Consider the following 26,996-nt stretch of genomic DNA (forward strand, 5'->3'; position numbering starts at 1 on the left):
TAAGCCGGCGCCTATATGGGATGGACGGGGTGATGCCTGTGGGAGTGGGTTTGTGTAGCGAAAGGGGTGCGTAGCGGTCCCCCTAGGTTTCAGTGTTGAGTAAAGATCGTCGGGGCCGCTTTGCGGCCCTTTCGCGGCGCGAGGCTGCTTCTGCAAGGGAGGGGTGGTGGTTTAGTGGGGGGGCTTTTCCAGGGCTAGCTCCATGTCGTCGATCAGTGCCTTGGCCATGGCGCTGAGGATGCGCGCCGAGCTGCCGGCGAGCAGGTCGCTTTCCATCTCGGCTTCACAGGTCAGGTGGCGGATGCAGCCGAGCAGTATCGACAACTCGCTGAAGGCATCGGCGAACGGGATGCCGGGCTGCACGCAGAACATGTCCATGCAGGTGGTCTTTCCTGGGGTGACGGTCATGGCTGCGCTCCTGGCTTGTGTTCGAGCAGCGCGCAGGCGAGCTGGCCGAGGTAGTCGCTGGCGGTGAACAGGCGGTCGCGGTAGTCGCCAGGCTCGGTCTTGAAGTAGACATCGAGTACATCGGAAATGGCGGTGGCTACGTCGACGGCGGCGGCCATGGCGTCTTCGCGGGTGAGGGTGGGGGAGATGGTGAGGTAGGACGCGATGTGGGGTGGGTCAGGGACGAGTTTTTTCATTTTTTGGAACTCTTGCGCTGTCTCAAGGAAGCACCACCCCAAGGCAATTCTCACAAGACAAAGGGTGGCAGCCGTGAACAGGGTGAGAATCCGGGGCACAAGAAACCCGGTCAGACCGAAGTCTGCCCGCACACGGCTGCCATAGAAGGAAACCGAATTTCTTGAACTTCGGGATTCTCACACCCCGGTCACCAAATGTGGCGACGGAGTGACGTTATCCCTGGGGTATTTCCCCGGCAACGCGGCGGCTTCCGACAGGTGCGTAGGATAGGTCCCAAGCCTTTTGGGCTGAAGCATTTGGTTGCAGGTTCGGAAATGTCTTACGCCGTTGCGGGGTGCCTGATCAGGATCTGGTAATGGCCACCAGGTGCCTGCCGATGTTCTTGCAGCGCCCTTGAGATCGAGCGCCGCCCGCGCGGCGCATCGCGACGCAAGGCCGCTCCTACATCTGTTTCGGGCCAATGAGTCCTGTGAAAGTACCGCTGCCCGCCTTGGCGCATGCCTTGAGCCATGTGGGGCGGCAGCAACGCCCACGCTGAAATTGTGTCGAGCCAACAAGGCGGACCAGGTAATGGCACAGGATTGACTGGCCCGAAACAGATGTAGGAGCGGCCTTGCGTCGCGATGCGCCGCGCGGGCGGCGCTCGATCTGATAGGCGCTGCAACAACATCGGCGAACACCTGGTGGCCCTCACCGAATACCCCGGCATGCACCTGGCCGCCCTCACGCGATCCCCGCCAACAATCAGACCGCCCGCGCCCGCGTAACCCGATCCACCAGATACACCAACCCGTGATAGTCGATCCCACTATGGCTCGACAACCCAATCTCACAGGTACGACTGGTAGAAATCCCTTCACTGCAATACTGCACCGCATCCTTGAGCGTACGCAGCGAGTGGGCATTGAGCTCGGGCGTGGTGAACCCCTTGTCGCCAGCGAACCCACAGCAATGGATACCTTCAGGAATCACCACATTCTTGCTGCAACGCCGCGCCAAATCGATCAGCGCCTGGCTCTCGCCCAGGTGCTGGGTGCTGCAGGTCACATGCACCGCCACCGGCTCTTCCTGGGGCGTGAACTCCAGCCTGTCGACCAGGTGGGTGCGGATGAAGCGCACTGGGTCGTACAGGTCCAGCCGTGTCTCGGCCAAGTCCTGCACCAGGCGCAGGGTGCAGGGGCTGGTGTCGCAATAGATCGGATCAAGGCCGCCGCGGCTGGCGTGCAGCAGTGCGGCGATCAGTTCCTGGCGCTTGTGCTCGGCCTGTTCGGGATAGCCCTTGGAGGCAAACGGCTGGCCGCAGCACAGGCTGTCGGCGTTGTCGGGGAACACCACCTGGTAACCGGCCTTTTCCAGCAGGGCGCGGGTCTTGTCGAGCAGCGAGCTCTGCTCGCGGTCGGCGTAGGCGGGGCCCATCACGCGCGAGACGCAGGCGGCCAGGTAGACCACGCGTGGGCGGGCGTCGTGGCTGGGCAGCGGCAATGTGACGGCGCGCAGCGGCTGGGGCATGGCCGGGGTCCATTGCGGCAGGCGGCCGTGGCTGGCCTTGCGCAGGCCGGCGCTCAGGCGGGCCAGGCGTGGGGCGCCGAGCAGCTGGCGCGCGCCGTTGGCGGCGGCCAGGGTCAGGCGGGCGCCGCGCAGGGTGGTGTGGAAATGCTCGGCCAGCCAGTCGGCGGCCTTGGTGTGGTCGGCGGCCTGGCTGCGCAGTTTCTTCACCAGCTCGCCGGTGTTGATGCCCACCGGGCAACGCTGGGCGCACAGGCCGGTGGCGGCGCAGGTGTCGATGCCCTGGTACTGGTAGGTCTGCAGCAGTTCGCGGGTATCGAGGCCGGCGCGCTGCTTGGCCTGGATATCGCGCCACATGACGATGCGCTGGCGGGGGCTGAGGGTGAGCCCTTTCGACGGGCACACCGGCTCGCAGAAACCGCATTCGATGCACTTGTCGACGATCTCGTCGGCGGCCGGCAGCGGCTTGAGGTTTTTCAGGTGGATATCCGGGTCGCTGCTCAGCACCACGTCGGGGTTGAGGATGCCGTTGGGGTCGAGCAGGCGCTTGAGCTGCCACATCAATTGGTAAGCGTCCTTGCCCCATTCGAGCTCGACGAAAGGCGCCATGTTGCGCCCGGTGCCGTGCTCGGCCTTGAGCGAGCCGCCGAATTCCACGGCCACCAGTTGTGCCACGTCGTCCATGAAGGCCTGGTAACGCGCCACTTCTTCGGCGCTGTTGAAGCCCTGGGTGAAGACGAAGTGCAGGTTGCCTTCCAGTGCGTGGCCGAAAATGATCGCCTCGTCGTAGCGGTGCTTGTCGAACAGCTGGATCAGGCGGTTGACGCCCTCGGCCAGTTGCTCGATGGGGAAGGTGACGTCTTCGATGATCACCGTGGTGCCGGTCTGGCGCACGGCGCCGACGGCGGGGAAGGTGTCCTTGCGGATCTTCCACAGCTGGTTGTACACCGCCGGGTCTTCGCTGAAGGCGACCTTCTGCTCCAGCGGGTAGTCGGCGATGGCGTCCATCACCTGGTCGAGTTGCTCGTGCAGCAGGCTCTGGCTGGCGGCGCGGCATTCGATCAGCAGGGCGCAGGCGTTGGCCGACAGGTCCTTGACCCAGGCCGGCATGCCTGGCATGGCCTGCACCGAACGCAGGCTGCGGCGGTCGAGCAGCTCCACGGCGGACACGGGCTGGCGCTTGAGCACAGTGACGGCGCGGCAGCAGCTTTCGACGCTGGGGAACACCAGCAGGGCGCTGGCCTTGTGCGGGTGGTCGGGCACGGTGTCGTAGGTGACGGCGCTGACGAAGCCGAGGGTGCCTTCGGAACCGACCAGCAGGTGCTGCAGGATATCGAGCGGCTGGTCGTAGTCCACCAGGGCGTTGAGCGACAGGCCGGTGGTATTTTTCAGTCGGTACTTGTGGCGGATGCGATCGGCCAGTTCGGTGTTGGCGCGGGTCTCGCGTCCCAGGCGGGCGAGTTCGTCGAGCAGCGTGGCGTGGCTCTGTTCGAAGGCGGCGACGCTGGCCGGGTCTTCGCTGTCCAGGCGGGTGCCGTCGGCCAGCACCAGGCGCAGGCCGGCCAGGGTATGGTAGGTGTTCTGCGCGGTGCCGCAGCACATGCCGCTGGCGTTGTTGGCGACGATGCCGCCGATCTTGCAGGCGTTGATCGAGGCCGGGTCGGGGCCGATCTTGCGTCCGTACGGGGCCAGCCAGGCGTTGGCCTGGGCGCCGATCACGCCGGGTTGCAGGCGGATCTGCTCACCTTGGCCGCGAATTTCCCGGCCGTTCCAGTTGTCGCCGAGCACGATCAGCACCGAGTCGCTGATGGCCTGGCCAGACAAGCTGGTGCCGGCGGCGCGGAAGGTCACCGGCACGCGGTCGCGCTGGGCCAGCTGGATCAGCGCGACCACTTCGTCCTCGGATTCCACGCGCACCACCAGCTTGGGGATCAGCCGGTAGAAGCTGGCGTCGGTGCCGAAGGCCAGGGTCGAGGTGGGGTCGTCGAAACGGCGTTCGGCGGGGATCAGGCGCTCGGCATCACGCAGGAACGCAGCGGGCAGGCTCATGCAGTCTCCTCGCGGGGCCGCGGCGTCTGCGCGCGGCGTGCCCCGGGCAATCAGGCGGTGGCGGGCGCGTTCAGGCGCCCAGTTCGCGGACCAGCGAGTCGCGGGTGATCTCGCTGATGGACTTGGCGCCAGTCAGCACCATGGCCACGCGCATTTCTTTCTCGAACAGCTCCAGCAGGTTCTTCACGCCGGCTTCGCCGTGGGTGGCCAGGGCGTAGAGGAAGGCGCGACCGATCAGCACGGTGTCGGCGCCCAGGGCGATCATGCGCACCACATCGAGGCCGCTGCGGATGCCGGAGTCGGCGAGGATCTTGATGTCGCCCTTCACCGCGTCGGCGATGGCCGGCAGGGCGCGGGCGCTGGACAGCACGCCGTCGAGCTGGCGGCCGCCGTGGTTGGAGACGACGATACCGTCGGCGCCGAATTTGACCGCGTCGCGGGCGTCGTCGGCATCGAGGATGCCCTTGATGATCATCGGGCCGTCCCAGAATTCGCGGATCCACTCCAGGTCTTTCCAGGAGATGGACGGGTCGAAGTTGGCGCCGAGCCAGCCGATGTAGTCGGCAAGGCCGGTGGGGTTGCCACGGTATTTGGAAATGTTGCCCAGGTCGTGGGGGCGGCCGAGCAGGCCGACGTCCAGGGCCCACTGTGGGTGGGTCATGGCTTGCCATACGCGGCGCAGCGGCGCGTTCGGGCCGCTCATGCCGGCGTGGGCGTCGCGGTAGCGGGCACCGGGCACGGGCATGTCGACGGTGAACACCAGGGTCTTCACGCCAGCGGCCTTGGCGCGCTCCAGGGCGTTGCGCATGAAGCCGCGGTCCTTGAGTACGTAGAGCTGGAACCACATCGGCCGGTCGATGGCCGGGGCCACTTCCTCGATCGGGCACACCGACACGGTGGACATGGTGAAGGGGATGCCGTGGGCCGCCGCCGCGCGCGCCGCCTGCACTTCGCCACGGCGGGCGTACATGCCGGTGAGGCCGACCGGGGCCAGGGCCACGGGCATGCTCAGGGTCTCGTCGAACAGCCGGGTCTCGAGGCTCAGCTCGGACATGTTCTTCAGCACGCGCTGGCGCAGGGCGATGCTGGCCAGGTCCGAGACGTTGTGGCGCAGGGTGTGCTCGGCGTAGGCGCCGCCGTCGGCGTAGTGGAAGAGGAACGGGGGCAGCTTGCGTTGGGCCGCGGCGCGATAGTCGGTGGAGGCGGAAATGATCATGGATTCTCGCAGCGTGGGTTGAAGGTGATGCCGGGCGCGCCACGGCGCCCGGCCCCTTTCACTTTAGTGATGAACCAGCATGCCGGTGAGCCAGTAGGCCTGGACCAGGGTGATCAGGCCGACGATGGTGGCGAAGAACAGGCTGTGCTTGACGGTGAAGCGGAACAGATCGGATTCCTTGCCGACCAGGCCGGTGGCGGCGCAGGCCACGGCGATCGATTGCGGCGAGATCATCTTGCCGGTGACGCCGCCGCTGGTGTTGGCGGCCACCAGCAGGGTGTCGCTGACGCCGATCTGGTGCGCGGTGGTGGCCTGCAGCGAGCTGAACAGGGCGTTGGACGAGGTGTCGGAGCCGGTCAGGAACACGCCCAGCCAGCCAAGGAACGGCGAGAAGAACGGGAACGCGGCGCCGGTGCCGGCCAGTACCAGGGCCATGGTCGAGGACATGCCCGAGTAGTTGGTGACGAAGGCGAAGGCCAGCACCATGCCGATCGACAGGATCGGCCAGCGCAGCTCCCAGAAGGTCTCTTTGAAAGTGGTAAGACCAGTTTTGAAGTTGATCTTCAGCACCCACATCGAGATCAGCGCCGAGAGGAAGATCGCGGTGCCGGTGGCGGAGATCGGGTCGAGCTTGAACACCGCTGGCATGGCGGTCGGCGCGGTGACGATCGGCGCGGTCTTGATCACCAGCTGGTCGAGGTGCGGGATGGCGAAGTTGAACACGAAGTTGTACATCGCGCCGCCCGGGGCGAACGCGGCCTTGAACGGCTTGAGGGTCCAGATGGTCACCAGCACGGTGAGGATCAGGAACGGCGACCAGGCCTTGAAGATCTCGCCGAAGCTGTACGGGCTAGGCTGGCTGCCACCCGATTGCACCACGGCGGCGCCGACGCTGCCCTTGGCTTCGGTGAACGCGCGCTTGGGCTGCCAGACTTTCAGGAACAGGGTCAGGGCGATCAGGCTGGCCAGGGCCGAGGTGATGTCCGGCAGCTCCGGGCCGATGAAGTTGGAGGTGAAGTACTGGGTGACGGCGAAGCTTGCGCCTGCGACCAGGGCCGCTGGCCAGGTCTCCTTCACGCCGCGCATGCCGTCCATCATGAACACCAGCCAGAACGGCACGAACAGCGACAGCAATGGCAGCTGGCGGCCGGTCATGGCGCCGATATGGAAGGCGTCGATGCCGGTCACCTGCCCGGCGACGATGATCGGGATGCCGAGGGCGCCGAAGGCCACTGGCGCGGTGTTGGCGATCAGGCACAGGCCGGCGGCGTACAGCGGGTTGAAGCCCAGGCCCACCAGCAGCGCGGCGGTGATGGCCACCGGGGCGCCGAAGCCGGCCGCGCCTTCGAGAAAGGCGCCGAAGCAGAAGCCGATCAGCAGCACTTGCAGGCGCTGGTCGTCGGTGATCGACAGCACCGAGCTGCGGATCACTTCGAACTGGCCGCTCTTGACCGTGAGTTTGTAGAGGAACACCGCGGCGACGATGATCCAGGCAATCGGCCACAGGCCGTAGAGGAAGCCATAACCCGCGGCGGCCAGGGCCATGTCGACGGGCATCTGGAAGGCGAAGATCGCCACCAGGATCGACAGTGCGAGGGTGATGCTGCCGGCGACGTGGCCCTTGAGGCGGAACACGGCGAGGGCGAGGAAGAAGAACACGATGGGAATGACCGCCGCCAGCGCGGACAGGCCGAGGCTACCAAGCGGGGTATAGAGTTGTTGCCAGGTTTGCATATGGGGTGGCCCCTAATTGTTGTTGGTCAAGGCACTGGCATTGGATAATTGGTAAGACCAATTTACAATGGCTGGTCGCTAGGTTAAAAGCGCCGTTGCGGGTGTGTCAATTTGTCCTGTGGAAAAGTTTGCGCGGATGCCGATGAACGGGCGGCTGGTGGGTGGCGAAAAACGCCATCTGATGGGTGTCGAGGTGGGGCGGTTAGGCGCAGAATAGGCGCCCCCGGATCCGCATCCCGGGGTTCGTGGAGAGCATGTGATGGTTTTTGATCAGGTCCGCCAGCGGCGCCTGTCCGACGACATCGTCGATCGGTTGGAAGGGATGATTCTCGAAGGCACGCTGACGTCGGGGCAGCGCCTGCCGGCCGAGCGAGCATTGGCCGAGCAGTTCGGTGTGTCTCGGCCTTCGCTGCGCGAGGCGATCCAGAAGCTGGTGGCCAAGGGGCTGCTGGTCAGTCGCCAGGGTGGCGGCAACTATGTGGCCGAGTCGCTGGGTTCGACCTTCAGCGATCCGTTGCTCAAGCTGCTCGAGGGCAGCCCCGAGGCGCAGCGCGACCTGTTGGAGTTTCGCCATACGCTGGAGGCGTCCTGCGCCTATTACGCGGCCCAGCGCGCCACCGGGCCGGATCGTGAGCGGCTGAAGGTGGCGTTCGATGCGCTCCAGGATTGCTATAACCGGGTTGGAGAAGTCGATCGGGCAGAGGAGGGCGCGGCCGATGCGCGTTTCCACCTGGCGATTGCCGAGGCCAGCCACAACGCCGTGCTGCTGCATACCATTCGCGGGCTGTTCGACCTGCTCAAGCGCAATGTGGTGACCAACATCGGCGGCATGTACCAGCAGCGCAGCGAGACGCGTGACATGCTGATCAGCCAGCATCGTGAGCTGTACGAGGCGATTGTCGAGGGGCGTGCCGAAGAGGCGCGGGAGGTGTCCAGCCGGCACATTCTGTATGTGCAGGAAGTGCTGGAAGAGGCCCAGGAAGAAGCCCAGCGGCTGGCGCGGGCGGAGCGGCGCAGCGGGCGGTAGCCAGTGTGCTGGCATTCGCGGGTAAACCCGCTCCCACAGGTATGGCGCCGAGTCTGAATTCAGCGCCATACCTGTGGGAGCGGGCTTGCCCGCGAAGCAGGCGCCGCGGTCGAAAGGCTGGTTACTCTTCCTTGCCCTTGTTGCGCATGGTGCGCTGCAGCTCGCGGTTGGAGTCGCGTTCGCGCACGGTGTCGCGCTTGTCGAACTCCTTCTTGCCCTTGCCGAGCGCGATTTCGCACTTGATCAAGTGCTTGCTCCAGTACAGCGACATTGCCACGCAGGTATAACCCTTCTGTGCCACGGCCGCTTCCAGGCGCTCGAGCTCGCGCTTGTTCAGCAGCAGCTTGCGCGTGCGGATCGGGTCGGCGATGACGTGGGTGCTGGCGGTGGTCAGCGGGGTGATGTGGCTGCCGAACAGCCAGGCTTCGCCATCCTTGAGCAGCACGTAGCTGTCGGTCAGGTGCGCCTTGCCGGCCCGCAGGCTCTTTACTTCCCAGCCGGACAGGACCAGCCCGGCCTCGAACTTGTGTTCGATGAAGTAATCGTGTCGCGCTTTCTTGTTCTGCGCGATGGTCCCGGTCGGATGTTTCTTTTGCTTAGCCATAGGGGCCGCATTATAGGGAGAGTCCGCGTCCTCGGCTATGGGGTTTAGGTGCGCTTGAGCCTGTTGGGTGAATCCCGGACAATGCAACCCTCGTTCTGCCCCGCGGAACCGTTTCCGAGGCGCTGAAAAGCGCTGCCGCCCCGTTTGGAAGTGACGCCTGGATGACTACCCATATTCAACGCTCCGCTCTGCTGCCGTACCCCGCCCAGGCGCTCTACGACCTGGTCAACGATGTGGCCGGCTACCCGGAGTTCCTGCCCTGGTGCTCGGCGTCCACGGTGCTCGAGGCCAGCGACACGCATATGCGCGCCCGGCTGGAGGTGGCCAAGGGCGGCATGAGCCAGCAGTTCGTCACGCGCAATGTGCTGGTGCCGGGGCAGTCGATCGAGATGAATCTGGAGGAAGGTCCGTTCACCCAGCTGCATGGGTTGTGGATCTTCAAGCCATTGGGCGAAAAGGCCTGCAAGATCAGCCTTGACCTGTCCTTCGACTATGCGGGGGCGCTGGTGCGGGCCACCTTGGGGCCGCTGTTCAACCAGGCGGCCAACACCATGGTCGATGCATTCTGCCAGCGCGCCAAGCAGCTCTACAGCTGACGGCTCGCCAGGCAGGCGCCCATAGAAAAGCCCGGACATGTCCGGGCTTTTTCGTGGTCGCCAGTGCTTACTGTGGCGAGGTTTCGAGCGGGGCCGGGGTGGGTACCGGGGTGGTCTCGATGTTGTCGATTTCTTTTTGCAGGGTGTCTTCCAGCGAGCCTGGCTTGGCCGGCTTTTCCGGTTGGCTCGGCTGTTTGTCCGGGCTGACGGTGGTATCGCCGCTGCCGCCGAGGATCTCCTGGTCGCGGCTGACGCCCGGCATGAAGTCGCCGGAAAGGCTGACCAGTTGGTCGCTTTCGTTGAAGAAGATGCTCATGCGCTCTTGCTGGCGCTGGCCGCCACCGGGCTGCAGGCTGTACAGGTAATCCCAGCGGTTGGTGTGGAAGGTGTCCTGGATCAGCGGGTTGCCCATGATAAACCTTACTTGCCGGCGGGTCATTCCCGGGCGCAATTGGTCTATCATGTCCTGCGTAACGACATTGCCCTGCTGGATGTCGATTTTGTAAACCCCGGGAAACGAGCAACCGGCGAGTGCGAGCAGTCCCACGAGAGTGAAACTGGTTAGCAAGAGCTTGGTGTTGTTTTGCATCGGTGGGCGACTTCCACTATCTTGGCTGGACAACGTAAACCCCGATCATACCCGTATTAAGAGAAGCTGCGAAGCAGCATCGGCGAGAAAGCTGACCATGGTTGAAAATAGCGAATTGCGCAAAGCGGGCCTGAAGGTAACCCTGCCTCGGGTCAAGATTCTTCAGATGCTCGACTCCACCGAACAGCGGCACATGAGTGCCGAGGATGTCTACAAGGCGCTGATGGAAGCTGGCGAGGACGTCGGTCTGGCGACCGTGTATCGCGTGCTGACCCAGTTCGAAGCGGCGGGTCTGGTGGTTCGCCACAACTTCGACGGCGGCCACGCGGTGTTCGAGCTGGCGGATGGCGGTCACCACGACCATATGGTCAACGTGGATACCAGCGAAGTCATCGAGTTCATGGATGCCGAGATCGAACGGCGCCAGAAGGAAATCGTGGCAGAGCATGGTTTCGAGCTGGTGGACCACAATCTGGTCCTGTATGTGCGTAAGAAGAAGTAACGATTTCGATCGTTTCTAGTGACAAAGGCGGCCCTATGGCCGCCTTTGTGCTTTCTGGCCTTGGCTCACTGATGTGGGTGGGGCTTGCGGCCCTTTCGCGGGCAAGCCTGCCCCCACAGGGGTGACGCCGGACCTGTGGGAGCGGGCTTGCCCGCGAAAGGGCGTTGTCTTGGTATCAGGCCTTGCTGCTCACCACCATCTTGCGCGCGTGGGCCAGGGACTCCTTGGTCAGGTCGATCCCGCCCAGCATGCGTGCCACCTCCTCGACCCGCTCGCGCTTGCCCAGGCTGGCGACGGCGGTGTGGGTCGTGTCGCTGTTGCGCACCTTGTGCACGAACAGGTGGTGATGCCCCTGCGCCGCTACCTGCGGCAGGTGGGTCACGGTCAGCACCTGGCCGCGTTCGCCCAGGCGGCGCAGCAACTGGCCGACGATCTCCGCGGTAGGACCGCCGATGCCCACGTCCACTTCATCGAATACCAGGGTGGGAATGCGCGAGGTTTGCGCGGTGATCACCTGGATCGCCAGGCTGATACGTGACAGCTCGCCACCCGAGGCGACCTTGGCCAGGCCCTTGAGCGGCTGGCCGGGGTTGGCGCTGACCAGCAGTTCGATCTGCTCCAGGCCGTGGGGTGACAGGTCGCCCTGCTCGAAAGGCGTGAGTTCGATGCAGAAGCGCCCGCCAGGCATGCCCAGGCGCTGGATTTCCTGCTCAACGGCGGTGGCCAGCTGCTTGGCGGCGTGCTGACGCAGGGCGCTGAGCTCGCCGGCCTTCTCTTTATAGTGGTGAGCATAGGCGGTCAGCTCTTCGCCCAGGCGCTCGATGGATTCATCGCTGGCATTCAGCCCCTCCAGCTCTTCCATCAGGCGCTGTTGCAGGTGGGGAAGTTCGGTGGGGTGCACGCGGTGCTTGCGGGCGAGGGTGTAGATAGTGTCGAGACGCTCCTCGAGCGCCTGCAGGCGCAGCGGGTCGGCGTCGAAGTGGTCGAGGAAGCGGTTCAGCTCGCCGACGGCTTCCTCGATCTGGATTTGTGCGCTGGCAATCAGGTTGACCGCCTCGCCCAGCGCCTTGGGGGTGTTGGTGACGGCGGTCAGGCGGTTGAGGCTGACGGTCAGGGCGCTCAACACATTGCCCGAGTCGCTTTCGCTGCATTGGTCGATGACCTGGCGGCAGATGCCGAACAGCGCTTCGGCATTGGTCAGGTTCTTGTGTTCCTGTTCCAGGTGCTCCAGCTCGTTCTCGCCCAGGCCCAGGTTGTCCAGCTCTTCCAGCTGGTAGCTGAGCAGTTGGTGGCGCGCGCGCTGCTCGTCGCCGGAATTGCTCAGGCGCTCCAGTTCCAGGCGCGTCTGGTTCCAGCGCTTGGCTGCCAGTTGCACCTGGCGGGCCAGGTCGCTGGCGCCGGCGTACTCGTCCACCAGGCGGCGGTGGGTATCGAGCTTGAGCAGCGACTGGTGCTCGTGCTGGCTGTGGATGTCGATCAGCAGTTCGCCCAGCGCCTTGAGGTCGCCAAGCGGGCAGGGCGTGCCGTTGATATAGCCCCGGCTGCGGCCTTCGGCGGTGATCACTCGGCGCAGGATGCACGGGCCGTCGCTTTCCAGGTCGCGCTCGGCGAGCCAGGCGTGCGCCTCGGGGATGTCGACCAGGTCGAAGGTGGCGAGGATATCGGCCTTGTCGGTGCCCGGGCGCACCACGCCGCTATCGGCGCGATCGCCCAGGGCCAGGCCCAGGGCGTCGAGCATGATCGACTTGCCGGCCCCGGTCTCGCCGGTGATGACGGACATGCCGCGGGCGATCTCGAGGTCGAGGTGTTCGACGATGGCGTAGTTGTGAATGGACAGGTGCACCAGCATGGGTCGGCTCCCGAAGGGTCTTGTCTGGATATTTATACAGTGCTTTTCCCCGGGCTGACAATGCCCGCCCGATGAATGTGGAAAACGGGCCTGCCCCTTGAACCTGGATTTTCCGGCCCCATATAGCCGGCAAGACATGGCGAGCCTGGCTCGCACGACAGAAATTGTGGAGGAGAAACCTAATGGCTGACGAACAGCTGGATGAGAAGAACCTGAATTCCGAAGAAGTTGGTGCAGCGAATGTCGATGCCCGCGTCCTGGAGCTCGAGGAGCAGCTGGCCGCGGCCAAGGATCAGTCCCTGCGCGCCGCCGCCGACCTGCAGAACATTCGCCGTCGCGCCGAGCAGGATGTCGAGAAGGCCCACAAGTTCGCCCTGGAGAAGTTCGCCGGCGACCTGCTGCCGATCATCGACAGCCTGGAGCGTGGCCTGGAGCTGTCCAGCGCCGACGACGAGACCATCAAGCCGATGCGCGAAGGCATCGAGCTGACCCTGAAGATGTTCCACGACACCCTCAAGCGCTACAACCTCGAGGCCCTGGAGCCGCACGGCGAGCCGTTCAACGCCGAGCACCACCAGGCCATGGCCATGCAGGAAAGCGCCGATGTCGAGCCCAATAGCGTGCTCAAGGTGTTCCAGAAGGGCTACCTGCTCAACGGCCGTCTGCTGCGCCCCGCCATGGTGGTGGTCAGCAAGGCGCCATCGGCCGCTCAGCCTTCTATTGATGAAAAGGCTTGAAATCCTTCCGGGCATCCCCATCTAGGTGTCAAGCATTCAAATATTACCGCAGTTGGCCAATGTAGCCGCTGCCACCCAATTCAAGTTTCGGGAGAGTTAACATGGGCAAAATCATCGGTATCGACCTGGGGACCACCAACTCCTGCGTCTCCGTGCTGGAAAACGGCACCGCCAAGGTCATCGAGAACGCCGAAGGCGCGCGCACCACTCCGTCGATCGTGGCCTACGCCAACGACGGCGAAATCCTGGTCGGCCAGTCGGCCAAGCGCCAGGCCGTCACCAACCCGCACAACACCCTGTTCGCGGTGAAGCGCCTGATCGGTCGCCGCTTCGAAGAAGACGTCGTGCAGAAAGACATCAAGCTGGTGCCTTACAAGATCGTCAAGGCCGGCAACGGTGACGCTTGGGTCGAGGCTTCCGGCAAGGAAATGGCGCCGCCGCAGATCAGCGCCGAAGTCCTGAAGAAAATGAAGAAGACCGCCGAAGACTACCTCGGCGAGCCAGTCACCGAGGCGGTCATCACCGTTCCGGCCTACTTCAACGACAGCCAGCGCCAGGCCACCAAGGATGCCGGTCGCATCGCCGGCCTGGACGTCAAGCGCATCATCAACGAGCCGACCGCCGCCGCGCTGGCCTATGGCATGGACAAGGCCAAGGGCGACCACACCGTCATCGTCTATGACCTCGGTGGTGGTACCTTCGACGTCTCGGTCATCGAAATCGCCGAAGTCGACGGTGAGCACCAGTTCGAAGTACTGGCCACCAACGGCGACACCTTCCTGGGTGGCGAAGACTTCGACATGCGCCTGATCGACTACCTCGTCGACGAGTTCAAGAAAGAGTCCGGCATGGACCTGAAGAACGATCCTCTGGCCCTGCAGCGTCTGAAAGAAGCCGCTGAAAAAGCCAAGATCGAGCTGTCCTCCGCTCAGTCGACCGACGTCAACCTGCCGTACATCACTGCAGATGCGACCGGTCCGAAGCACCTGAACGTGAAGATTTCCCGCGCCAAGCTGGAATCGCTGGTCGAAGACCTGGTGACCCGTACCATCGAGCCATGCCGCATCGCCCTGAAGGACGCCGGTATCGACGCCAGCAAGATCGACGACGTGATCCTGGTCGGTGGCCAGACCCGTATGCCGATGGTGCAGAAGGCCGTTGCCGATTTCTTCGGCAAGGAAGCGCGCAAGGACGTCAACCCGGACGAAGCTGTCGCCATGGGCGCCGCCATCCAGGGCGCCGTTCTGGCCGGTGACGTGAAGGACGTGCTGCTGCTGGACGTCAGCCCGCTGACCCTGGGTATCGAAACCATGGGTGGCGTGATGACCGCGCTGATCGAGAAGAACACCACCATTCCGACCAAGAAGTCGCAGGTGTTCTCGACCGCCGACGACAACCAGGGCGCCGTGACCATCCACGTGCTGCAGGGCGAGCGCAAGCAAGCTTCGCAGAACAAGTCGCTGGGCAAGTTCGACCTGGCCGACATTCCGCCGGCACCGCGCGGCGTACCGCAGATCGAAGTGACCTTCGACATCGACGCCAACGGCATCCTGCACGTCGGCGCGAAGGACAAGGCCACTGGCAAGGCTCAGTCGATCGTGATCAAGGCCAACTCCGGCCTGTCCGACGAAGAGATCGAGAAGATGGTGCGTGACGCCGAGGCCAACGCCGAGGAAGACCGCAAGTTCGAAGAGCTGGCCGCTGCTCGCAACCAGGGTGACGCGCTGGTCCACTCGACCCGCAAGATGGTCAGCGAAGCGGGTGACAAGGTCACCGCTGAAGAGAAGACCGCCATCGAGGCCGCCGTGGTCGCCCTGGAAGCCGCCGTCAAAGGTGACGACAAGGCCGCCATCGACGCCAAGGTCGAGGAGCTGTCCAAGGTCTCGGCGCCTGTCGCTCAGAAGATGTACGCCGAGCAGGCCGAGCAACCGCAGGGCGGTGCCCAGCAGGCCGAGCCGGAAGCCAAGCACGATGACGTGGTTGACGCCGAGTTCGAAGAAGTCAAAGGCGACGACAAGAAGTAATTGCTGCATGTTGTCGGTCAGTTCACCGCCGTTTGGCGGTGAACTGCTAGGATGTCGCCGCGCGGGAGCTTGCTCCCGCGTTGGCGTGTCTGGAACACGAGAATTATTTACAGCATCTGTCAGGGCGCATTCGCGTAAGTCGACAGGTGCTGACGGCATGGCGCACTGAGGCGCCGAGGTATGCCGAACGCCCCCAAGAGTGCAAATGACCTATGGCAAAGCGTGATTTTTATGAGGTCCTGGGTGTCGAGCGTGGCGCCAGCGAGGGTGACCTCAAGAAGGCCTACCGCCGCCTGGCGATGAAGTACCACCCGGACCGCAACCCGGGCGACAAGGAGTCGGAAGACCTGTTCAAGGAGGCCAACGAGGCCTACGAGGTGCTGTCCGACGCCAGCAAGCGCGCCGCGTACGACCAGTACGGTCATGCCGGTGTCGACCCGAGCATGGGCGGCGGCGGTGCTGGCTTCGGCGGCGCCAACTTCTCCGACATCTTCGGCGACGTGTTCAGCGACTTCTTCGGTGGCGGGCGTGGCGGTGGTCGTGGTGGTGCCCAGCGTGGCAGCGACCTGCGCTACACCCTCGAGCTCAACCTCGAAGAAGCGGTGCGTGGCACCACGGTCAACATCCGTGTCCCGACGCTGGTCAACTGCAAGCCCTGCGATGGCTCCGGTGCCAAGAAAGGCTCGACGCCGTCGACCTGCCCGACTTGCGGCGGTATCGGCCAGGTGCGCATGCAGCAGGGCTTCTTCGCGGTACAGCAGACCTGCCCGCGCTGCCATGGCCAAGGCAAGATCATCACCGACCCCTGCACCTCGTGCCATGGCGAAGGCCGTGTCGAGGAGTACAAGACCCTGTCGGTCAAGGTGCCGGCGGGCGTCGATACCGGTGATCGCATTCGCCTGTCGGGCGAAGGCGAGGCGGGCGCCCATGGCGGTCCGACCGGTGACCTGTACGTGGTCGTCAATGTGCGCGAGCACGAGATCTTCCAGCGTGATGGCAAGCATCTTTATTGCGAAGTGCCGATCAGCTACACCGATGCGGCGCTGGGCGGCGAGCTGGAAGTGCCGACCCTCGATGGCCGGGTCAAGTTGAAGATTCCCGAAGGGACCCAGACCGGCAAGCAGTTCCGTCTGCGCGGCAAGGGCGTGGCGCCGGTGCGCGGCGGCGCGGCCGGCGACCTGCTGTGCCGCGTGGCGGTGGAAACGCCGGTCAACCTTAGCCGTCGCCAGCGTGAGCTGCTCGAAGAGCTGCGCGATTCGCTCGAAGGTGACAATTCCCATTCGCCCAAGGCCACCGGTTGGTTCGACGGCATGAAGCGCTTCTTCGGCGATCTCTGACAAGGAACAGGCTATGCGACGTATTGCGGTAATGGGTGCGGCGGGGCGGATGGGCAAGACCCTCATCGAGGCCGTGCAGCAGCAGGCCCCTCAGGCTGGCCTGACGGCGGCGATCGATCGCCCGGACAGTTCGCTGGTCGGGGCCGATGCCGGCGAGCTGGCGGCCCTGGGGCGCATCGGTGTGACCATCTGCGACGACTTGGTCAAGGTCGTCGACGAGTTCGATGTGCTGATCGACTTCACCCATCCGTCGGTCACCCTGAAGAACCTGGCGTTCTGCCGCAAGGCGGGCAAGGCCATGGTCATCGGCACCACCGGTTTCAGTGTCGAAGAGAAGCAGCTGCTGGCCGAGGCGGGCAAGGAGATCCCGATCGTCTTCGCCGCGAACTTCAGCGTCGGTGTGAACCTCAGTCTCAAGCTGCTGGACATGGCGGCACGGGTGCTGGGCGACGATGTGGATATCGAGATCATCGAGGCCCACCATCGGCACAAGGTCGATGCGCCATCAGGGACCGCGCTGCGCATGGGCGAAGTGGTCGCCAATGCGCTGGGGCGTGACCTGCAGGAAGTGGCGGTCTATGGTCGTGAAGGTCAGACGGGCGCTCGTGATCGCAAGACCATCGGCTTCGCCACCGTGCGTGCCGGTGACGTGGTCGGCGACCACACGGTGCTGTTCGCCGCCGAGGGCGAGCGCCTGGAGATCACCCACAAGGCGTCGAGCCGCATGACCTTCGCCAAGGGCGCGGTGCGTGCGGCGCTGTGGCTGGATGGGCGCGAGCCGGGGCTGTACGACATGCAGGATGTGCTCGAGCTGCGTTGATCAGTTCGATCGGTGTTGGCTTCTTCGCGGGCAAGCCCGCGAAGTCTGCCTGTCGCAATCCTGTGTTTTAGAGACACATACGCGGTAGACCGAAAACCACAATTCCTGTAAGCTACAGCTTTAGTGTGTCCACTAAAAGCGCGCAGACTAATTCAGCATAAAAGCGGGGTGACGTGTCCATACGTCATTCCGCTTTTTTGCAACCTGCGATCGCCCTTTCAGGCTTGATTTACGGGAGGTCTTCTTGACTAAGCCAGCCATACTCGCCCTTGCCGATGGCAGCATTTTTCGCGGTGAAGCCATTGGAGCCGACGGTCAGACCGTTGGTGAGGTCGTGTTCAATACTGCAATGACCGGCTACCAGGAAATCCTCACAGACCCTTCCTACGCCCAGCAAATCGTTACCCTGACTTACCCGCACATCGGCAACACCGGCACCACCGCCGAAGACGCCGAATCCAACCGCGTCTGGTCCGCTGGCCTGGTCATTCGCGACCTGCCGCTGCTGGCAAGCAACTGGCGTAACACCCAGTCCCTGCCCGACTACCTGAAAGAACACAACGTCGTCGCCATCGCCGGTATCGACACCCGTCGCCTGACCCGCATCCTGCGTGAGAAGGGCGCCCAGAACGGCTGCATCCTGGCCGGCGACAACATCAGCGAAGAAGCCGCCATCGCCGCTGCTCGCGCCTTCCCGGGCCTGAAAGGCATGGACCTGGCCAAGGTCGTCTCCACCAAGGAACGCTACGAATGGCGCTCCAGCGTGTGGGAGCTGAAGACCGACAGCCACCCGACCATCGACGCCGCCGACCTGCCGTACCACGTCGTCGCCTTCGACTACGGCGTGAAGCTGAACATCCTGCGCATGCTGGTCGCCCGTGGCTGCCGCGTCACCGTGGTGCCAGCCCAGACCCCGGCCAGCGAAGTCCTGGCGCTCAATCCTGATGGCGTGTTCCTGTCCAACGGTCCTGGCGACCCCGAGCCTTGCGACTACGCGATCCAGGCGATCAAAGAGATCCTCGACACCGAGATCCCGGTGTTCGGCATCTGCCTCGGCCACCAGCTGCTCGCCCTGGCCTCCGGCGCCAAGACCGTGAAGATGGGCCACGGCCACCACGGTGCCAACCACCCGGTCCAGGACCTGGACACCGGCGTGGTCATGATCACCAGCCAGAACCACGGTTTCGCCGTCGACGAAGCCACCCTGCCGGGCAACGTGCGCGCCATCCACAAGTCGCTGTTCGACGGTACCCTGCAGGGCATCGAGCGCACCGACAAGAGCGCGTTCAGCTTCCAGGGCCACCCTGAAGCGAGCCCAGGCCCGACCGACGTCGCGCCTCTGTTCGATCGTTTCATCGATGCCATGGCCAAGCGCCGCTGAGCATCCTGCAGCAAGGCCCCGGGGCGGCTTGTGCCGCGCCCGGAAGCGCCTGACCCAGATTGTTCAAGACGGCTTGCCGACTGACCCGCGGATTTGAGTGACAACCATGCCAAAACGTACAGACATCAAAAGCATCCTGATTCTCGGCGCTGGCCCGATCGTGATCGGCCAGGCCTGCGAGTTCGACTATTCCGGCGCCCAGGCGTGTAAAGCGCTGCGCGAGGAAGGTTTCCGCGTCATCCTGGTGAACTCCAACCCGGCCACCATCATGACCGACCCGGCCATGGCCGATGCCACCTACATCGAGCCGATCAAGTGGCAATCGGTGGCCAAGATCATCGAGAAGGAGCGCCCTGACGCGCTGCTGCCGACCATGGGCGGCCAGACCGCGCTGAACTGCGCCCTGGACCTGGAGCGCCACGGCGTTCTGGAGAAGTTCGGCGTCGAGATGATCGGTGCCAACGCCGACACCATCGACAAGGCCGAAGACCGTTCGCGCTTCGACAAGGCCATGAAAGACATCGGTCTCGAATGCCCGCGTTCCGGTATCGCCCACAGCATGGAAGAAGCCAACGCCGTTCTCGAGCGCCTGGGCTTCCCGTGCATCATCCGTCCGTCGTTCACCATGGGCGGCACCGGTGGCGGCATCGCCTACAACCGTGAAGAGTTCGAGGAAATCTGCGCCCGTGGTCTGGACCTGTCGCCGACCAAGGAGCTGCTGATCGACGAATCGCTGATCGGCTGGAAGGAATACGAGATGGAGGTGGTCCGCGACAAGAAGGACAACTGCATCATCGTCTGCTCCATCGAGAACTTCGACCCGATGGGCGTGCACACGGGTGACTCGATCACCGTCGCCCCGGCCCAGACCCTGACCGACAAGGAATACCAGATCATGCGCAACGCCTCGCTGGCGGTGCTGCGCGAGATCGGTGTCGAGACCGGCGGTTCCAACGTGCAGTTCGGCATCTGCCCGAACACCGGTCGCATGGTCGTGATCGAGATGAACCCGCGCGTTTCGCGTTCGTCCGCCCTGGCCTCGAAGGCCACCGGCTTCCCGATCGCCAAGATCGCCGCCAAGCTTGCCGTCGGCTACACCCTGGACGAGCTGCAGAACGACATCACCGGCGGTCGCACTCCGGCCTCCTTCGAGCCGTCGATCGACTACGTCGTCACCAAGCTGCCGCGCTTCGCCTTCGAGAAATTCCCGAAAGCCGACGCTCGCCTGACCACCCAGATGAAGTCCGTGGGCGAAGTCATGGCCATTGGTCGTACCTTCCAGGAGTCCCTGCAGAAAGCCCTGCGCGGCCTGGAAGTCGGCGCCTGCGGCCTCGACCCGAAAGTCGACCTGGCCAGCGCCGATGCCATGAGCACGCTCAAGCGCGAGCTGACCGTGCCGGGCGCCGAGCGCATCTGGTACGTGGCCGACGCCATGCGTGCCGGCATGACCATCGAACAGATCTTCGAGCTGACCGGCATCGACCTGTGGTTCCTGGTGCAGATGGAAGACCTGATCAAGGAAGAAGAGAAGGTCAAGACCCTGGCCCTGTCGGCCATCGACAAGGACTACATGCTGCGCCTCAAGCGCAAGGGCTTCTCGGACCAGCGCCTGGCCAAGCTGCTCGGCATCACCGACAAGAACCTGCGCCGTCACCGCCACAAGCTGGAAGTGTTCCCGGTGTACAAGCGCGTCGACACCTGCGCCGCCGAGTTCGCCACCGACACCGCCTACCTGTACTCGACCTATGAGGAAGAGTGCGAGGCCAACCCGTCGACCCGCGACAAGATCATGATCCTCGGTGGCGGCCCGAACCGTATCGGCCAAGGCATCGAGTTCGACTACTGCTGCGTGCACGCCGCGCTGGCGCTGCGTGAAGACGGTTACGAGACCATCATGGTCAACTGCAACCCGGAAACCGTCTCCACCGACTACGACACCTCCGACCGCCTGTACTTCGAGCCGCTGACCCTGGAAGACGTGCTGGAAGTCTGCCGCGTCGAGAAGCCGAAAGGCGTGATCGTCCACTACGGCGGCCAGACCCCGCTGAAACTGGCTCGCGCCCTGGAAGAAGCCGGTGTACCGATCATCGGTACCAGCCCGGACGCCATCGACCGCGCCGAAGACCGTGAGCGCTTCCAGCAGATGGTTCAGCGCCTGAACCTGCTGCAGCCGCCAAACGCCACCGTGCGCAGCGAGGAAGAAGCCATCAGCGCCGCGGGCGGCATCGGCTACCCGCTGGTGGTGCGTCCGTCCTACGTGCTGGGCGGCCGCGCCATGGAGATCGTCTACGAACTGGACGAGCTCAAGCGCTACCTGCGTGAAGCGGTACAGGTCTCGAACGACAGCCCGGTACTGCTCGACCACTTCCTCAACTGCGCCATCGAGATGGACGTGGATGCGGTCTGCGACGGCACCGACGTGGTGATCGGCGCGATCATGCAGCACATCGAGCAGGCCGGCGTTCACTCCGGTGACTCGGCGTGCTCGCTGCCGCCTTACTCGCTGAGCAAGGAAGTGCAGGACGAAGTCCGCGTACAGGTCAAGAAGATGGCCCTGGAGCTGGGCGTGGTCGGCCTGATGAACGTGCAGCTGGCCCTGCAGGGCGACAAGATCTACGTGATCGAAGTCAACCCGCGCGCCTCGCGTACCGTGCCATTCGTGTCCAAGTGCATCGGCACCTCCCTGGCGATGATCGCGGCTCGCGTAATGGCTGGCAAAACCCTGAAAGAGCTGGGCTTCACCCAGGAGATCATCCCGAACTTCTACAGCGTCAAGGAAGCCGTCTTCCCATTCGCCAAGTTCCCGGGGGTTGACCCGATCCTCGGCCCTGAGATGAAATCCACCGGTGAAGTCATGGGGGTTGGCGACAGCTTCGGCGAAGCCTTCGCCAAGGCCCAGATGGGCGCCAGCGAAGTGCTGCCGACCGGCGGTGCCGCCTTCATCAGCGTGCGTGACGACGACAAGCCGCAAGTGGCTGGCGTTGCCCGCGACCTGATCGCCCTGGGCTTCGAAGTGGTCGCCACTGCCGGCACCGCCAAGGTGATCGAGGCGGCTGGCCTGAAAGTGCGTCGCGTGAACAAGGTGACCGAGGGTCGCCCGCACGTGGTCGACATGATCAAGAACGACGAAGTGTCGCTGATCATCAACACCACCGAAGGCCGCCAGTCGATCGCCGATTCCTACTCGATTCGTCGCAATGCGTTGCAGCACAAGATCTACTGCACCACGACCATTGCGGCTGGTGAAGCCATCTGCGAGGCGCTGAAATTCGGTCCGGAAAAGACCGTTCGTCGCCTGCAGGATCTGCATGCAGGACTCAAAGCATGAGCATTACCAAGTACCCGATGACCGTCCAGGGCGCTCGCGCCCTGGAAGAAGAGCATCTGTTCCTGAGCAAGACCGAGCGCCCGCGCCTGAGCCAGGCGATCGGCGAGGCTCGCGAGCTGGGCGATCTCAAGGAAAACGCCGAGTACCATGCCGCCCGTGAGGAGCAGGGCATGGTCGAGGCGCGTATCCGCGATATCGAAGGCCGTCTGCAGAACTCGGTGGTGATCGACGTCACCACCATCGCCCACACCGGCAAGGTGATCTTCGGTACCACCGTGGTGCTGGCGAACACCGAGACCGATGAAGAGGTGACCTACCAGATCGTCGGCGAGGACGAAGCCGACGTGAAGCAGGGCAAGCTCTCGAGCGGTGCTCCGATCGCCAAGGCCATCATCGGCAAGGAAGAAGGTGATACTGTCGTCGTCAAGACGCCAAGCGGCACGGTCGAGTACGAGATTGTCGAAGTCAAGCACATCTGACCGGCGCCTGCGGGCGCCATCCCTCGAGGGTATCCTCTGGCAGCTGGCCCAGGTGTTCTGGGTCGGCGGCCTCTGGGTGTTCCATGTGGGGCTGGTGCCGGCGCTGAAGGTCAGTGGCCTGGCGCCATTGCTGGTGCATGATGTGGCCGCGCAGATCGACCGCTGGTTGATCGGCGTGGCGATGCTCGGGCTGTTGACCCAGCTGGCGGTGCTGGCGAGGGTGGATGGCCTGGCGGCCTGGTGGCGGCAATTCCGTGGCCAGATGCTGCTGCTCGGCTTTGGCGCCTGTGTCAGCTACTACACGCTGCGCTACGGAATTTCCGTGGGCGAGCGTTGGCAGATGTTCTGCTTCCTGGTGCTGGGCTTCTCCGGCATCGTGCTGGTGGCCCAGCCGGTCCCGGTCAGGGCGCGGCGGTAAGCAGTCCAGGTTCGCCGGGGCCGCTTTGCGGCCCTTTCGCGACACAAGGCCGCTCCCACAGGGATTGCGCTGCGCCGTAGGTCGGTGCAATCCCTGTGGGAGCGGCCTTGTGTCGCGATGGGCTGCGCAGCAGCCCTGCTACCGTTACTTGTAGCGGTGGATATTGGACAGCTGCTTGTTCGGCTGTGGGTTCTTGCGATAGATCAGCGCTTTCTTGCCGATGGTCTGCACCAGCTCTGCACGGCCGGCCTTGCACAGTTCGGCGATGGCGGCAGCGCGCTCTTCACGGTCTTCCGAGCGGATTTCGACCTTGATCAGCTCGTGATCAGCCAGGGCGCGCTCCAGTTCGGCGATGACACCTTCATTCAAACCATTGCCCGCGACGATCAGAACCGGCTTCAGGTCATGACCAATGGACTTGTATTGCTTCTTCTGCTCGTTGTTGAGCGGCATAATCTGACCCTTTTCGTCTGATTCTGTAAAATTGACGGGCATTTTACCCGAGGGCCTGTGGCTCCGCCCAGTCAATCACGACGCATATCATCGAGGTGCCCCGTGGTACAACGTTCCAAAAGCAGCGCAAACTGGCTGCGAGAGCATTTCAACGACCCCTTCGTCAAGCAGGCGCAGAAGGACGGCTACCGTTCGCGCGCCAGCTACAAGCTGCTGGAGATCCAGGAAAAGGACAAGCTGATCCGTCCCGGCATGAGCGTCATCGACCTCGGCGCGGCGCCCGGAGGCTGGTCCCAGGTGACCAGTCGTCTGATCGGTGGCCAGGGCCGCTTGATCGCCTCGGACATCCTGGAGATGGACGCGATCGCCGATGTGACCTTCATCCAGGGCGATTTCACCAAGGACGAAGTGCTCGCCGACATCCTGCAGGCGGTGGGCGATTCACACGTGGACCTTGTGATTTCCGACATGGCCCCCAATATGAGTGGTACGCCCGCGGTGGACATCCCGCGCGCCATGTTCCTCTGCGAGCTCGCGCTCGATTTGGCAACCCGTGTACTGCGCCCTGGCGGCGACTTCCTGATCAAGATCTTCCAGGGTGAAGGTTTCGATGTGTACCTCAAGGAGGTACGAGGCAAGTTCGACAAGGTGCAGATGCGCAAGCCGTCGTCTTCGCGGGATCGCTCCCGCGAGCAGTACCTGCTGGCCAGGGGCTTCAAGGGGGCATGAGAGGCGTTTTGCGGGGTTGCCGATAGTTATTTCCAATCGGCAGCCCCGTCTGGATCGTCCGAACTTCGTGTAGTCTAGCTTTCACAAAGGGTTACAGACGGTGCCTGCGGATGCGTAGGTAATGTAGTAAGTTAGGGCGATGAATATCATGCGAGGCACGGCTGCGTCGTGCGCCGGCCTCAGAGGGTAGCGAATTGAACGACATGGCAAAGAATCTGATCCTGTGGTTGATCATCGCCGCCGTCCTGGTGACGGTGATGAACAACTTCTCCAGCCCTAACGAGCCGCAGACCCTCAACTATTCCGACTTCATCCAGCAGGTCAAGGATGGCAAGGTCGAGCGCGTGACCGTCGACGGCTACATCATTACCGGCAAGCGCACCGATGGCGACAACTTCAAGACCGTGCGCCCGGCCATCACCGACAACGGCCTGATCGGCGACCTGGTCGACAATCACGTGACCGTCGAAGGCAAGCAGCCGGAGCAGCAGAGCATCTGGACCCAGCTGCTGGTGGCCAGCTTCCCGATCCTGGTGATCATCGCCGTGTTCATGTTCTTCATGCGCCAGATGCAGGGCGGTGCCGGCGGCAAGGGCGGGCCGATGAGCTTCGGCAAGAGCAAGGCGCGCCTGCTGTCCGAAGACCAGGTGAAGACCACCCTGGCCGACGTTGCCGGTTGCGACGAGGCCAAGGAAGAAGTCGGCGAGCTGGTCGAGTTCCTGCGCGACCCGGGCAAGTTCCAGCGCCTGGGTGGTCGCATCCCGCGTGGCGTGCTGATGGTCGGCCCGCCCGGTACCGGTAAAACCCTGCTGGCCAAGGCCATTGCCGGTGAAGCCAAGGTACCGTTCTTCACCATTTCCGGTTCCGACTTCGTCGAGATGTTCGTCGGCGTGGGTGCCAGCCGTGTTCGTGATATGTTCGAGCAGGCCAAGAAGCACGCGCCGTGCATCATCTTCATCGACGAAATCGACGCCGTCGGTCGCCACCGTGGCGCCGGCATGGGTGGCGGTCACGACGAGCGTGAGCAGACCCTGAACCAGTTGCTGGTCGAGATGGATGGCTTCGAGATGAACGATGGCATCATCGTCATCGCCGCCACCAACCGTCCGGACGTGCTCGACCCGGCGCTGCTGCGCCCTGGCCGCTTCGACCGCCAGGTCGTGGTCGGCCTGCCGGATATCCGTGGTCGCGAGCAGATCCTGAAAGTGCACATGCGCAAAGTGCCGGTCGGCGAGAACGTCAATGCCGCGGTCATCGCTCGTGGTACGCCTGGCTTCTCCGGTGCCGACCTGGCCAACCTGGTCAACGAGGCCTCGCTGTTCGCCGCCCGTGCCAGCAAGCGCCTGGTCGAAATGAAGGAGTTCGAGCTGGCCAAGGACAAGATCATGATGGGCGCCGAGCGCAAGACCATGGTCATGTCCGAGAAAGAGAAGCAGAACACCGCCTACCACGAGGCGGGCCACGCCATCGTCGGTCGCGTCGTCCCTGAGCATGACCCGGTCTACAAGGTGTCGATCATTCCTCGTGGTCGCGCCCTGGGCGTGACCATGTTCCTGCCGGAGGAAGATCGCTACAGCCTGTCCAAGCGCGCGCTGATCAGCCAGATCTGCTCGCTGTACGGCGGCCGTATCGCCGAAGAGATGACCCTGGGCTTCGATGGTGTCACCACCGGTGCTTCCAATGACATCATGCGTGCCAGCCAGATTGCCCGGAACATGGTCACCAAGTGGGGCCTGTCCGAGAAACTCGGCCCGCTGATGTACGCGGAAGAGGAGGGCGAGGTGTTCCTCGGTCGCAGTGCTGGCAGCCAGCACGCCAGCGTCTCGGGCGAGACCGCCAAGATGATCGACTCCGAGGTGCGCAGCATCATCGACCAGTGCTACGCCACGGCCAAGCAGATCCTCACCGACAACCGCGACAAGCTCGACGCCATGGCCGAAGCCTTGATGAAGTACGAAACCATCGATGCCGACCAGATCGACGACATCATGGCGGGTCGTACCCCGCGCGAGCCGCGTGACTGGGACAATGACTCGGGTACCTCCGGTAACCAGGCTTCCCAGGACGATCGTCCGGAGTCGCCGATCGGCGGTCCAGCGGCTCAACACTAAGGGTATCTATGAGCTTGACGCAGTACCCGACCCGGTTGCCTTGCGGCAACCGGGTTCTTGATTTGTCCCGTACCCATGTCATGGGTATCCTCAATGTCACCCCAGACTCGTTCTCCGATGGTGGGCGCTTCAGTCAGCGCGATGCAGCGTTGCGCCATGCCGAGGAGATGGTGGCGGCCGGTGCGACCCTGATCGACGTAGGTGGCGAGTCCACCCGTCCTGGGGCTCGCGCCGTCTCGCCTATCGAGGAATTGGAGCGCGTGGCGCCCATTGTCGAGGCGATCAGCAGTCGGCTCGATGTGATCATCTCGGTCGACACCTCGACACCTTCGGTCATGCGTGAGACGGCCCGCCTTGGTGCAGGGCTGATCAACGACGTGCGTGCCCTGGAGCGTGATGGCGCGCTCGATGCGGCGGCCGATAGCGGCCTGCCGGTCTGCCTCATGCACATGCGTGGCGAGCCGGGCAACATGCAGGACAATCCGCAGTACGAGGATGTGACAGCCGATGTAACGCGCTATCTTGAACAGCGTATGGCCGCCTGCGCGGCGGCCGGCATCGGGGCTGAGCGCATCATCCTCGACCCGGGGTTCGGCTTTGCCAAGACTCTTGAGCACAACCTCAGCCTTTTCAAACACATGGAAGCGCTCTACCGCCTGGGGCGGCCACTCTTGGTGGGCGTCTCGCGCAAGAGCATGATCGGCCTCGCGCTGGATCGTCCGGTCGGCGAGCGGCTCTACGGCAGTCTGGCCCTGGCCGCCCTGGCCATGACCAAGGGCGCGAGCATCCTGCGGGTACACGATGTCGCCGAAACCGTCGATGTCGTGCGCATGATCGCCGCCGTGCAGAGCGCCGAATAAGA

The 26,996-nt window shown here is 63.8% G+C and carries 23 protein-coding genes; 14 read left to right on the forward strand and 9 right to left on the reverse strand.

Features of this window, described 5'->3' with window-relative positions; genetic code table 11:
• Window positions 1-171: 171 nt before the first annotated feature.
• The 5 genes from ACYUME_RS03695 to ACYUME_RS03715 all read right to left on the reverse strand — a co-directional run bounded on the left by ACYUME_RS03695 (window position 172) and on the right by ACYUME_RS03715 (window position 7,150).
• Entirely contained in the window at window positions 172-408 is a 237-nt protein-coding gene (locus ACYUME_RS03695; protein ID WP_460418093.1) for a DUF3077 domain-containing protein, read from the reverse strand.
• Window positions 405-644 (reverse strand): hypothetical protein, encoded by a 240-nt coding sequence (locus tag ACYUME_RS03700; RefSeq protein WP_460418094.1) that lies wholly within the window; start codon window positions 642-644, stop codon window positions 405-407. Before ACYUME_RS03700 ends, ACYUME_RS03695 begins: the two co-directional genes overlap by 4 nt.
• Window positions 645-1,389: 745 nt before the next feature.
• Entirely contained in the window at window positions 1,390-4,200 is a 2,811-nt protein-coding gene (locus ACYUME_RS03705) for an FAD-binding and (Fe-S)-binding domain-containing protein (protein ID WP_460418095.1), read from the reverse strand.
• Window positions 4,201-4,270: 70 nt separating this feature from the next.
• Entirely contained in the window at window positions 4,271-5,416 is a 1,146-nt protein-coding gene (gene lldD / locus ACYUME_RS03710) for an FMN-dependent L-lactate dehydrogenase LldD (protein WP_279882558.1), read from the reverse strand.
• Window positions 5,417-5,479: 63 nt separating this feature from the next.
• Entirely contained in the window at window positions 5,480-7,150 is a 1,671-nt protein-coding gene (locus ACYUME_RS03715) for a lactate permease LctP family transporter (RefSeq protein ID WP_279882561.1), read from the reverse strand.
• A gap of 259 nt (window positions 7,151-7,409) precedes the next feature.
• Here ACYUME_RS03715 and ACYUME_RS03720 point away from each other — a divergent pair, with 259 nt between their 5' ends.
• Window positions 7,410-8,177: an FCD domain-containing protein gene (locus ACYUME_RS03720; RefSeq protein WP_279882563.1), complete on the forward strand. Its 768-nt coding sequence runs from the start codon at window positions 7,410-7,412 to the stop codon at window positions 8,175-8,177.
• 121 nt (window positions 8,178-8,298) lie between these two features.
• Here the strand turns inward: ACYUME_RS03720 and smpB are convergent, their stop codons facing one another.
• Window positions 8,299-8,781: an SsrA-binding protein SmpB gene (gene smpB, locus ACYUME_RS03725; RefSeq protein WP_011532120.1), complete on the reverse strand. Its 483-nt coding sequence runs from the start codon at window positions 8,779-8,781 to the stop codon at window positions 8,299-8,301.
• 161 nt (window positions 8,782-8,942) lie between these two features.
• Here smpB and ACYUME_RS03730 point away from each other — a divergent pair, with 161 nt between their 5' ends.
• Window positions 8,943-9,377 carry a type II toxin-antitoxin system RatA family toxin gene (locus tag ACYUME_RS03730; RefSeq protein ID WP_279882565.1) on the forward strand — a complete coding sequence of 145 codons (435 nt, stop codon included), beginning with the start codon at window positions 8,943-8,945 and terminating at the stop codon, window positions 9,375-9,377.
• 67 nt (window positions 9,378-9,444) lie between these two features.
• Here ACYUME_RS03730 and ACYUME_RS03735 read toward each other — a convergent pair whose 3' ends face one another.
• Window positions 9,445-9,966: an outer membrane protein assembly factor BamE gene (locus ACYUME_RS03735; RefSeq protein WP_279882567.1), complete on the reverse strand. Its 522-nt coding sequence runs from the start codon at window positions 9,964-9,966 to the stop codon at window positions 9,445-9,447.
• 97 nt (window positions 9,967-10,063) lie between these two features.
• Between ACYUME_RS03735 and fur the strand changes: the two genes are divergently transcribed.
• Window positions 10,064-10,468, forward strand: coding sequence for a ferric iron uptake transcriptional regulator (gene fur, locus ACYUME_RS03740; RefSeq protein ID WP_134692394.1), 405 nt, complete (start codon window positions 10,064-10,066; stop codon window positions 10,466-10,468).
• Between the two features lie 175 nt (window positions 10,469-10,643).
• Here the strand turns inward: fur and recN are convergent, their stop codons facing one another.
• Window positions 10,644-12,317, reverse strand: coding sequence for a DNA repair protein RecN (gene recN, locus ACYUME_RS03745; RefSeq protein WP_460418096.1), 1,674 nt, complete (start codon window positions 12,315-12,317; stop codon window positions 10,644-10,646).
• Window positions 12,318-12,499: 182 nt separating this feature from the next.
• On the opposite strand from recN, the gene grpE reads away from it, so the two are divergent.
• The 8 genes from grpE to ACYUME_RS03785 all read left to right on the forward strand — a co-directional run bounded on the left by grpE (window position 12,500) and on the right by ACYUME_RS03785 (window position 22,841).
• A complete protein-coding gene (gene grpE / locus ACYUME_RS03750; RefSeq protein ID WP_279882573.1) occupies window positions 12,500-13,054 on the forward strand; it encodes a nucleotide exchange factor GrpE in 555 nt (184 codons plus the stop codon).
• A 101-nt stretch (window positions 13,055-13,155) separates the two neighbouring features.
• A complete protein-coding gene (gene dnaK / locus ACYUME_RS03755) occupies window positions 13,156-15,078 on the forward strand; it encodes a molecular chaperone DnaK (protein ID WP_279882574.1) in 1,923 nt (640 codons plus the stop codon).
• A gap of 212 nt (window positions 15,079-15,290) precedes the next feature.
• A complete protein-coding gene (gene dnaJ / locus ACYUME_RS03760) occupies window positions 15,291-16,415 on the forward strand; it encodes a molecular chaperone DnaJ (RefSeq protein ID WP_279882576.1) in 1,125 nt (374 codons plus the stop codon).
• Between the two features lie 13 nt (window positions 16,416-16,428).
• The gene (dapB, locus tag ACYUME_RS03765; RefSeq protein ID WP_460418097.1) at window positions 16,429-17,235 is read left to right on the forward strand and encodes a 4-hydroxy-tetrahydrodipicolinate reductase; all 807 of its coding nucleotides are present in this window, start codon (window positions 16,429-16,431) and stop codon (window positions 17,233-17,235) included.
• Window positions 17,236-17,479: 244 nt separating this feature from the next.
• Window positions 17,480-18,616 (forward strand): glutamine-hydrolyzing carbamoyl-phosphate synthase small subunit, encoded by a 1,137-nt coding sequence (gene carA / locus ACYUME_RS03770; protein ID WP_460418098.1) that lies wholly within the window; start codon window positions 17,480-17,482, stop codon window positions 18,614-18,616.
• Window positions 18,617-18,722: 106 nt separating this feature from the next.
• The gene (gene carB, locus ACYUME_RS03775; RefSeq protein ID WP_279882582.1) at window positions 18,723-21,944 is read left to right on the forward strand and encodes a carbamoyl-phosphate synthase large subunit; all 3,222 of its coding nucleotides are present in this window, start codon (window positions 18,723-18,725) and stop codon (window positions 21,942-21,944) included.
• Entirely contained in the window at window positions 21,941-22,423 is a 483-nt protein-coding gene (greA, locus tag ACYUME_RS03780) for a transcription elongation factor GreA (protein WP_279882584.1), read from the forward strand. The genes carB and greA overlap by 4 nt, the downstream gene beginning before the upstream one ends.
• Window positions 22,401-22,841: a hypothetical protein gene (locus ACYUME_RS03785; protein WP_011532132.1), complete on the forward strand. Its 441-nt coding sequence runs from the start codon at window positions 22,401-22,403 to the stop codon at window positions 22,839-22,841. The genes greA and ACYUME_RS03785 overlap by 23 nt, the downstream gene beginning before the upstream one ends.
• Window positions 22,842-22,985: 144 nt before the next feature.
• On the opposite strand, the gene yhbY is transcribed toward ACYUME_RS03785, so the two are convergent.
• The gene (yhbY, locus tag ACYUME_RS03790; protein ID WP_054892619.1) at window positions 22,986-23,294 is read right to left on the reverse strand and encodes a ribosome assembly RNA-binding protein YhbY; all 309 of its coding nucleotides are present in this window, start codon (window positions 23,292-23,294) and stop codon (window positions 22,986-22,988) included.
• Between the two features lie 102 nt (window positions 23,295-23,396).
• Between yhbY and rlmE the strand changes: the two genes are divergently transcribed.
• The 3 genes from rlmE to folP all read left to right on the forward strand — a co-directional run bounded on the left by rlmE (window position 23,397) and on the right by folP (window position 26,994).
• Window positions 23,397-24,023, forward strand: a complete 627-nt coding sequence (rlmE, locus tag ACYUME_RS03795) for a 23S rRNA (uridine(2552)-2'-O)-methyltransferase RlmE (RefSeq protein WP_279882589.1) — start codon at window positions 23,397-23,399, stop codon at window positions 24,021-24,023.
• Between the two features lie 203 nt (window positions 24,024-24,226).
• Entirely contained in the window at window positions 24,227-26,134 is a 1,908-nt protein-coding gene (gene ftsH / locus ACYUME_RS03800) for an ATP-dependent zinc metalloprotease FtsH (protein ID WP_279882591.1), read from the forward strand.
• An 8-nt stretch (window positions 26,135-26,142) separates the two neighbouring features.
• Window positions 26,143-26,994 (forward strand): dihydropteroate synthase, encoded by an 852-nt coding sequence (folP, locus tag ACYUME_RS03805; protein WP_460418099.1) that lies wholly within the window; start codon window positions 26,143-26,145, stop codon window positions 26,992-26,994.
• Window positions 26,995-26,996 lie beyond the last annotated feature (2 nt).

Source organism: Pseudomonas sp. microsymbiont 2 (assembly GCF_054788395.1).

Bases quoted from the DNA above. Each gene is read 5' to 3' on its own strand.
- ACYUME_RS03695 (WP_460418093.1), bottom strand. From the start codon at position 408: ATGACCGTCACCCCAGGAAAGACCACCTGCATGGACATGTTCTGCGTG.
- ACYUME_RS03700 (WP_460418094.1), bottom strand. From the start codon at position 644: ATGAAAAAACTCGTCCCTGACCCACCCCACATCGCGTCCTACCTCACC.
- ACYUME_RS03705 (WP_460418095.1), bottom strand. From the start codon at position 4,200: ATGAGCCTGCCCGCTGCGTTCCTGCGTGATGCCGAGCGCCTGATCCCC.
- lldD (WP_279882558.1), bottom strand. From the start codon at position 5,416: ATGATCATTTCCGCCTCCACCGACTATCGCGCCGCGGCCCAACGCAAG.
- ACYUME_RS03715 (WP_279882561.1), bottom strand. From the start codon at position 7,150: ATGCAAACCTGGCAACAACTCTATACCCCGCTTGGTAGCCTCGGCCTG.
- ACYUME_RS03720 (WP_279882563.1), top strand. From the start codon at position 7,410: ATGGTTTTTGATCAGGTCCGCCAGCGGCGCCTGTCCGACGACATCGTC.
- smpB (WP_011532120.1), bottom strand. From the start codon at position 8,781: ATGGCTAAGCAAAAGAAACATCCGACCGGGACCATCGCGCAGAACAAG.
- ACYUME_RS03730 (WP_279882565.1), top strand. From the start codon at position 8,943: ATGACTACCCATATTCAACGCTCCGCTCTGCTGCCGTACCCCGCCCAG.
- ACYUME_RS03735 (WP_279882567.1), bottom strand. From the start codon at position 9,966: ATGCAAAACAACACCAAGCTCTTGCTAACCAGTTTCACTCTCGTGGGA.
- fur (WP_134692394.1), top strand. From the start codon at position 10,064: ATGGTTGAAAATAGCGAATTGCGCAAAGCGGGCCTGAAGGTAACCCTG.
- recN (WP_460418096.1), bottom strand. From the start codon at position 12,317: ATGCTGGTGCACCTGTCCATTCACAACTACGCCATCGTCGAACACCTC.
- grpE (WP_279882573.1), top strand. From the start codon at position 12,500: ATGGCTGACGAACAGCTGGATGAGAAGAACCTGAATTCCGAAGAAGTT.
- dnaK (WP_279882574.1), top strand. From the start codon at position 13,156: ATGGGCAAAATCATCGGTATCGACCTGGGGACCACCAACTCCTGCGTC.
- dnaJ (WP_279882576.1), top strand. From the start codon at position 15,291: ATGGCAAAGCGTGATTTTTATGAGGTCCTGGGTGTCGAGCGTGGCGCC.
- dapB (WP_460418097.1), top strand. From the start codon at position 16,429: ATGCGACGTATTGCGGTAATGGGTGCGGCGGGGCGGATGGGCAAGACC.
- carB (WP_279882582.1), top strand. From the start codon at position 18,723: ATGCCAAAACGTACAGACATCAAAAGCATCCTGATTCTCGGCGCTGGC.
- greA (WP_279882584.1), top strand. From the start codon at position 21,941: ATGAGCATTACCAAGTACCCGATGACCGTCCAGGGCGCTCGCGCCCTG.
- yhbY (WP_054892619.1), bottom strand. From the start codon at position 23,294: ATGCCGCTCAACAACGAGCAGAAGAAGCAATACAAGTCCATTGGTCAT.
- ftsH (WP_279882591.1), top strand. From the start codon at position 24,227: ATGGCAAAGAATCTGATCCTGTGGTTGATCATCGCCGCCGTCCTGGTG.
- folP (WP_460418099.1), top strand. From the start codon at position 26,143: ATGAGCTTGACGCAGTACCCGACCCGGTTGCCTTGCGGCAACCGGGTT.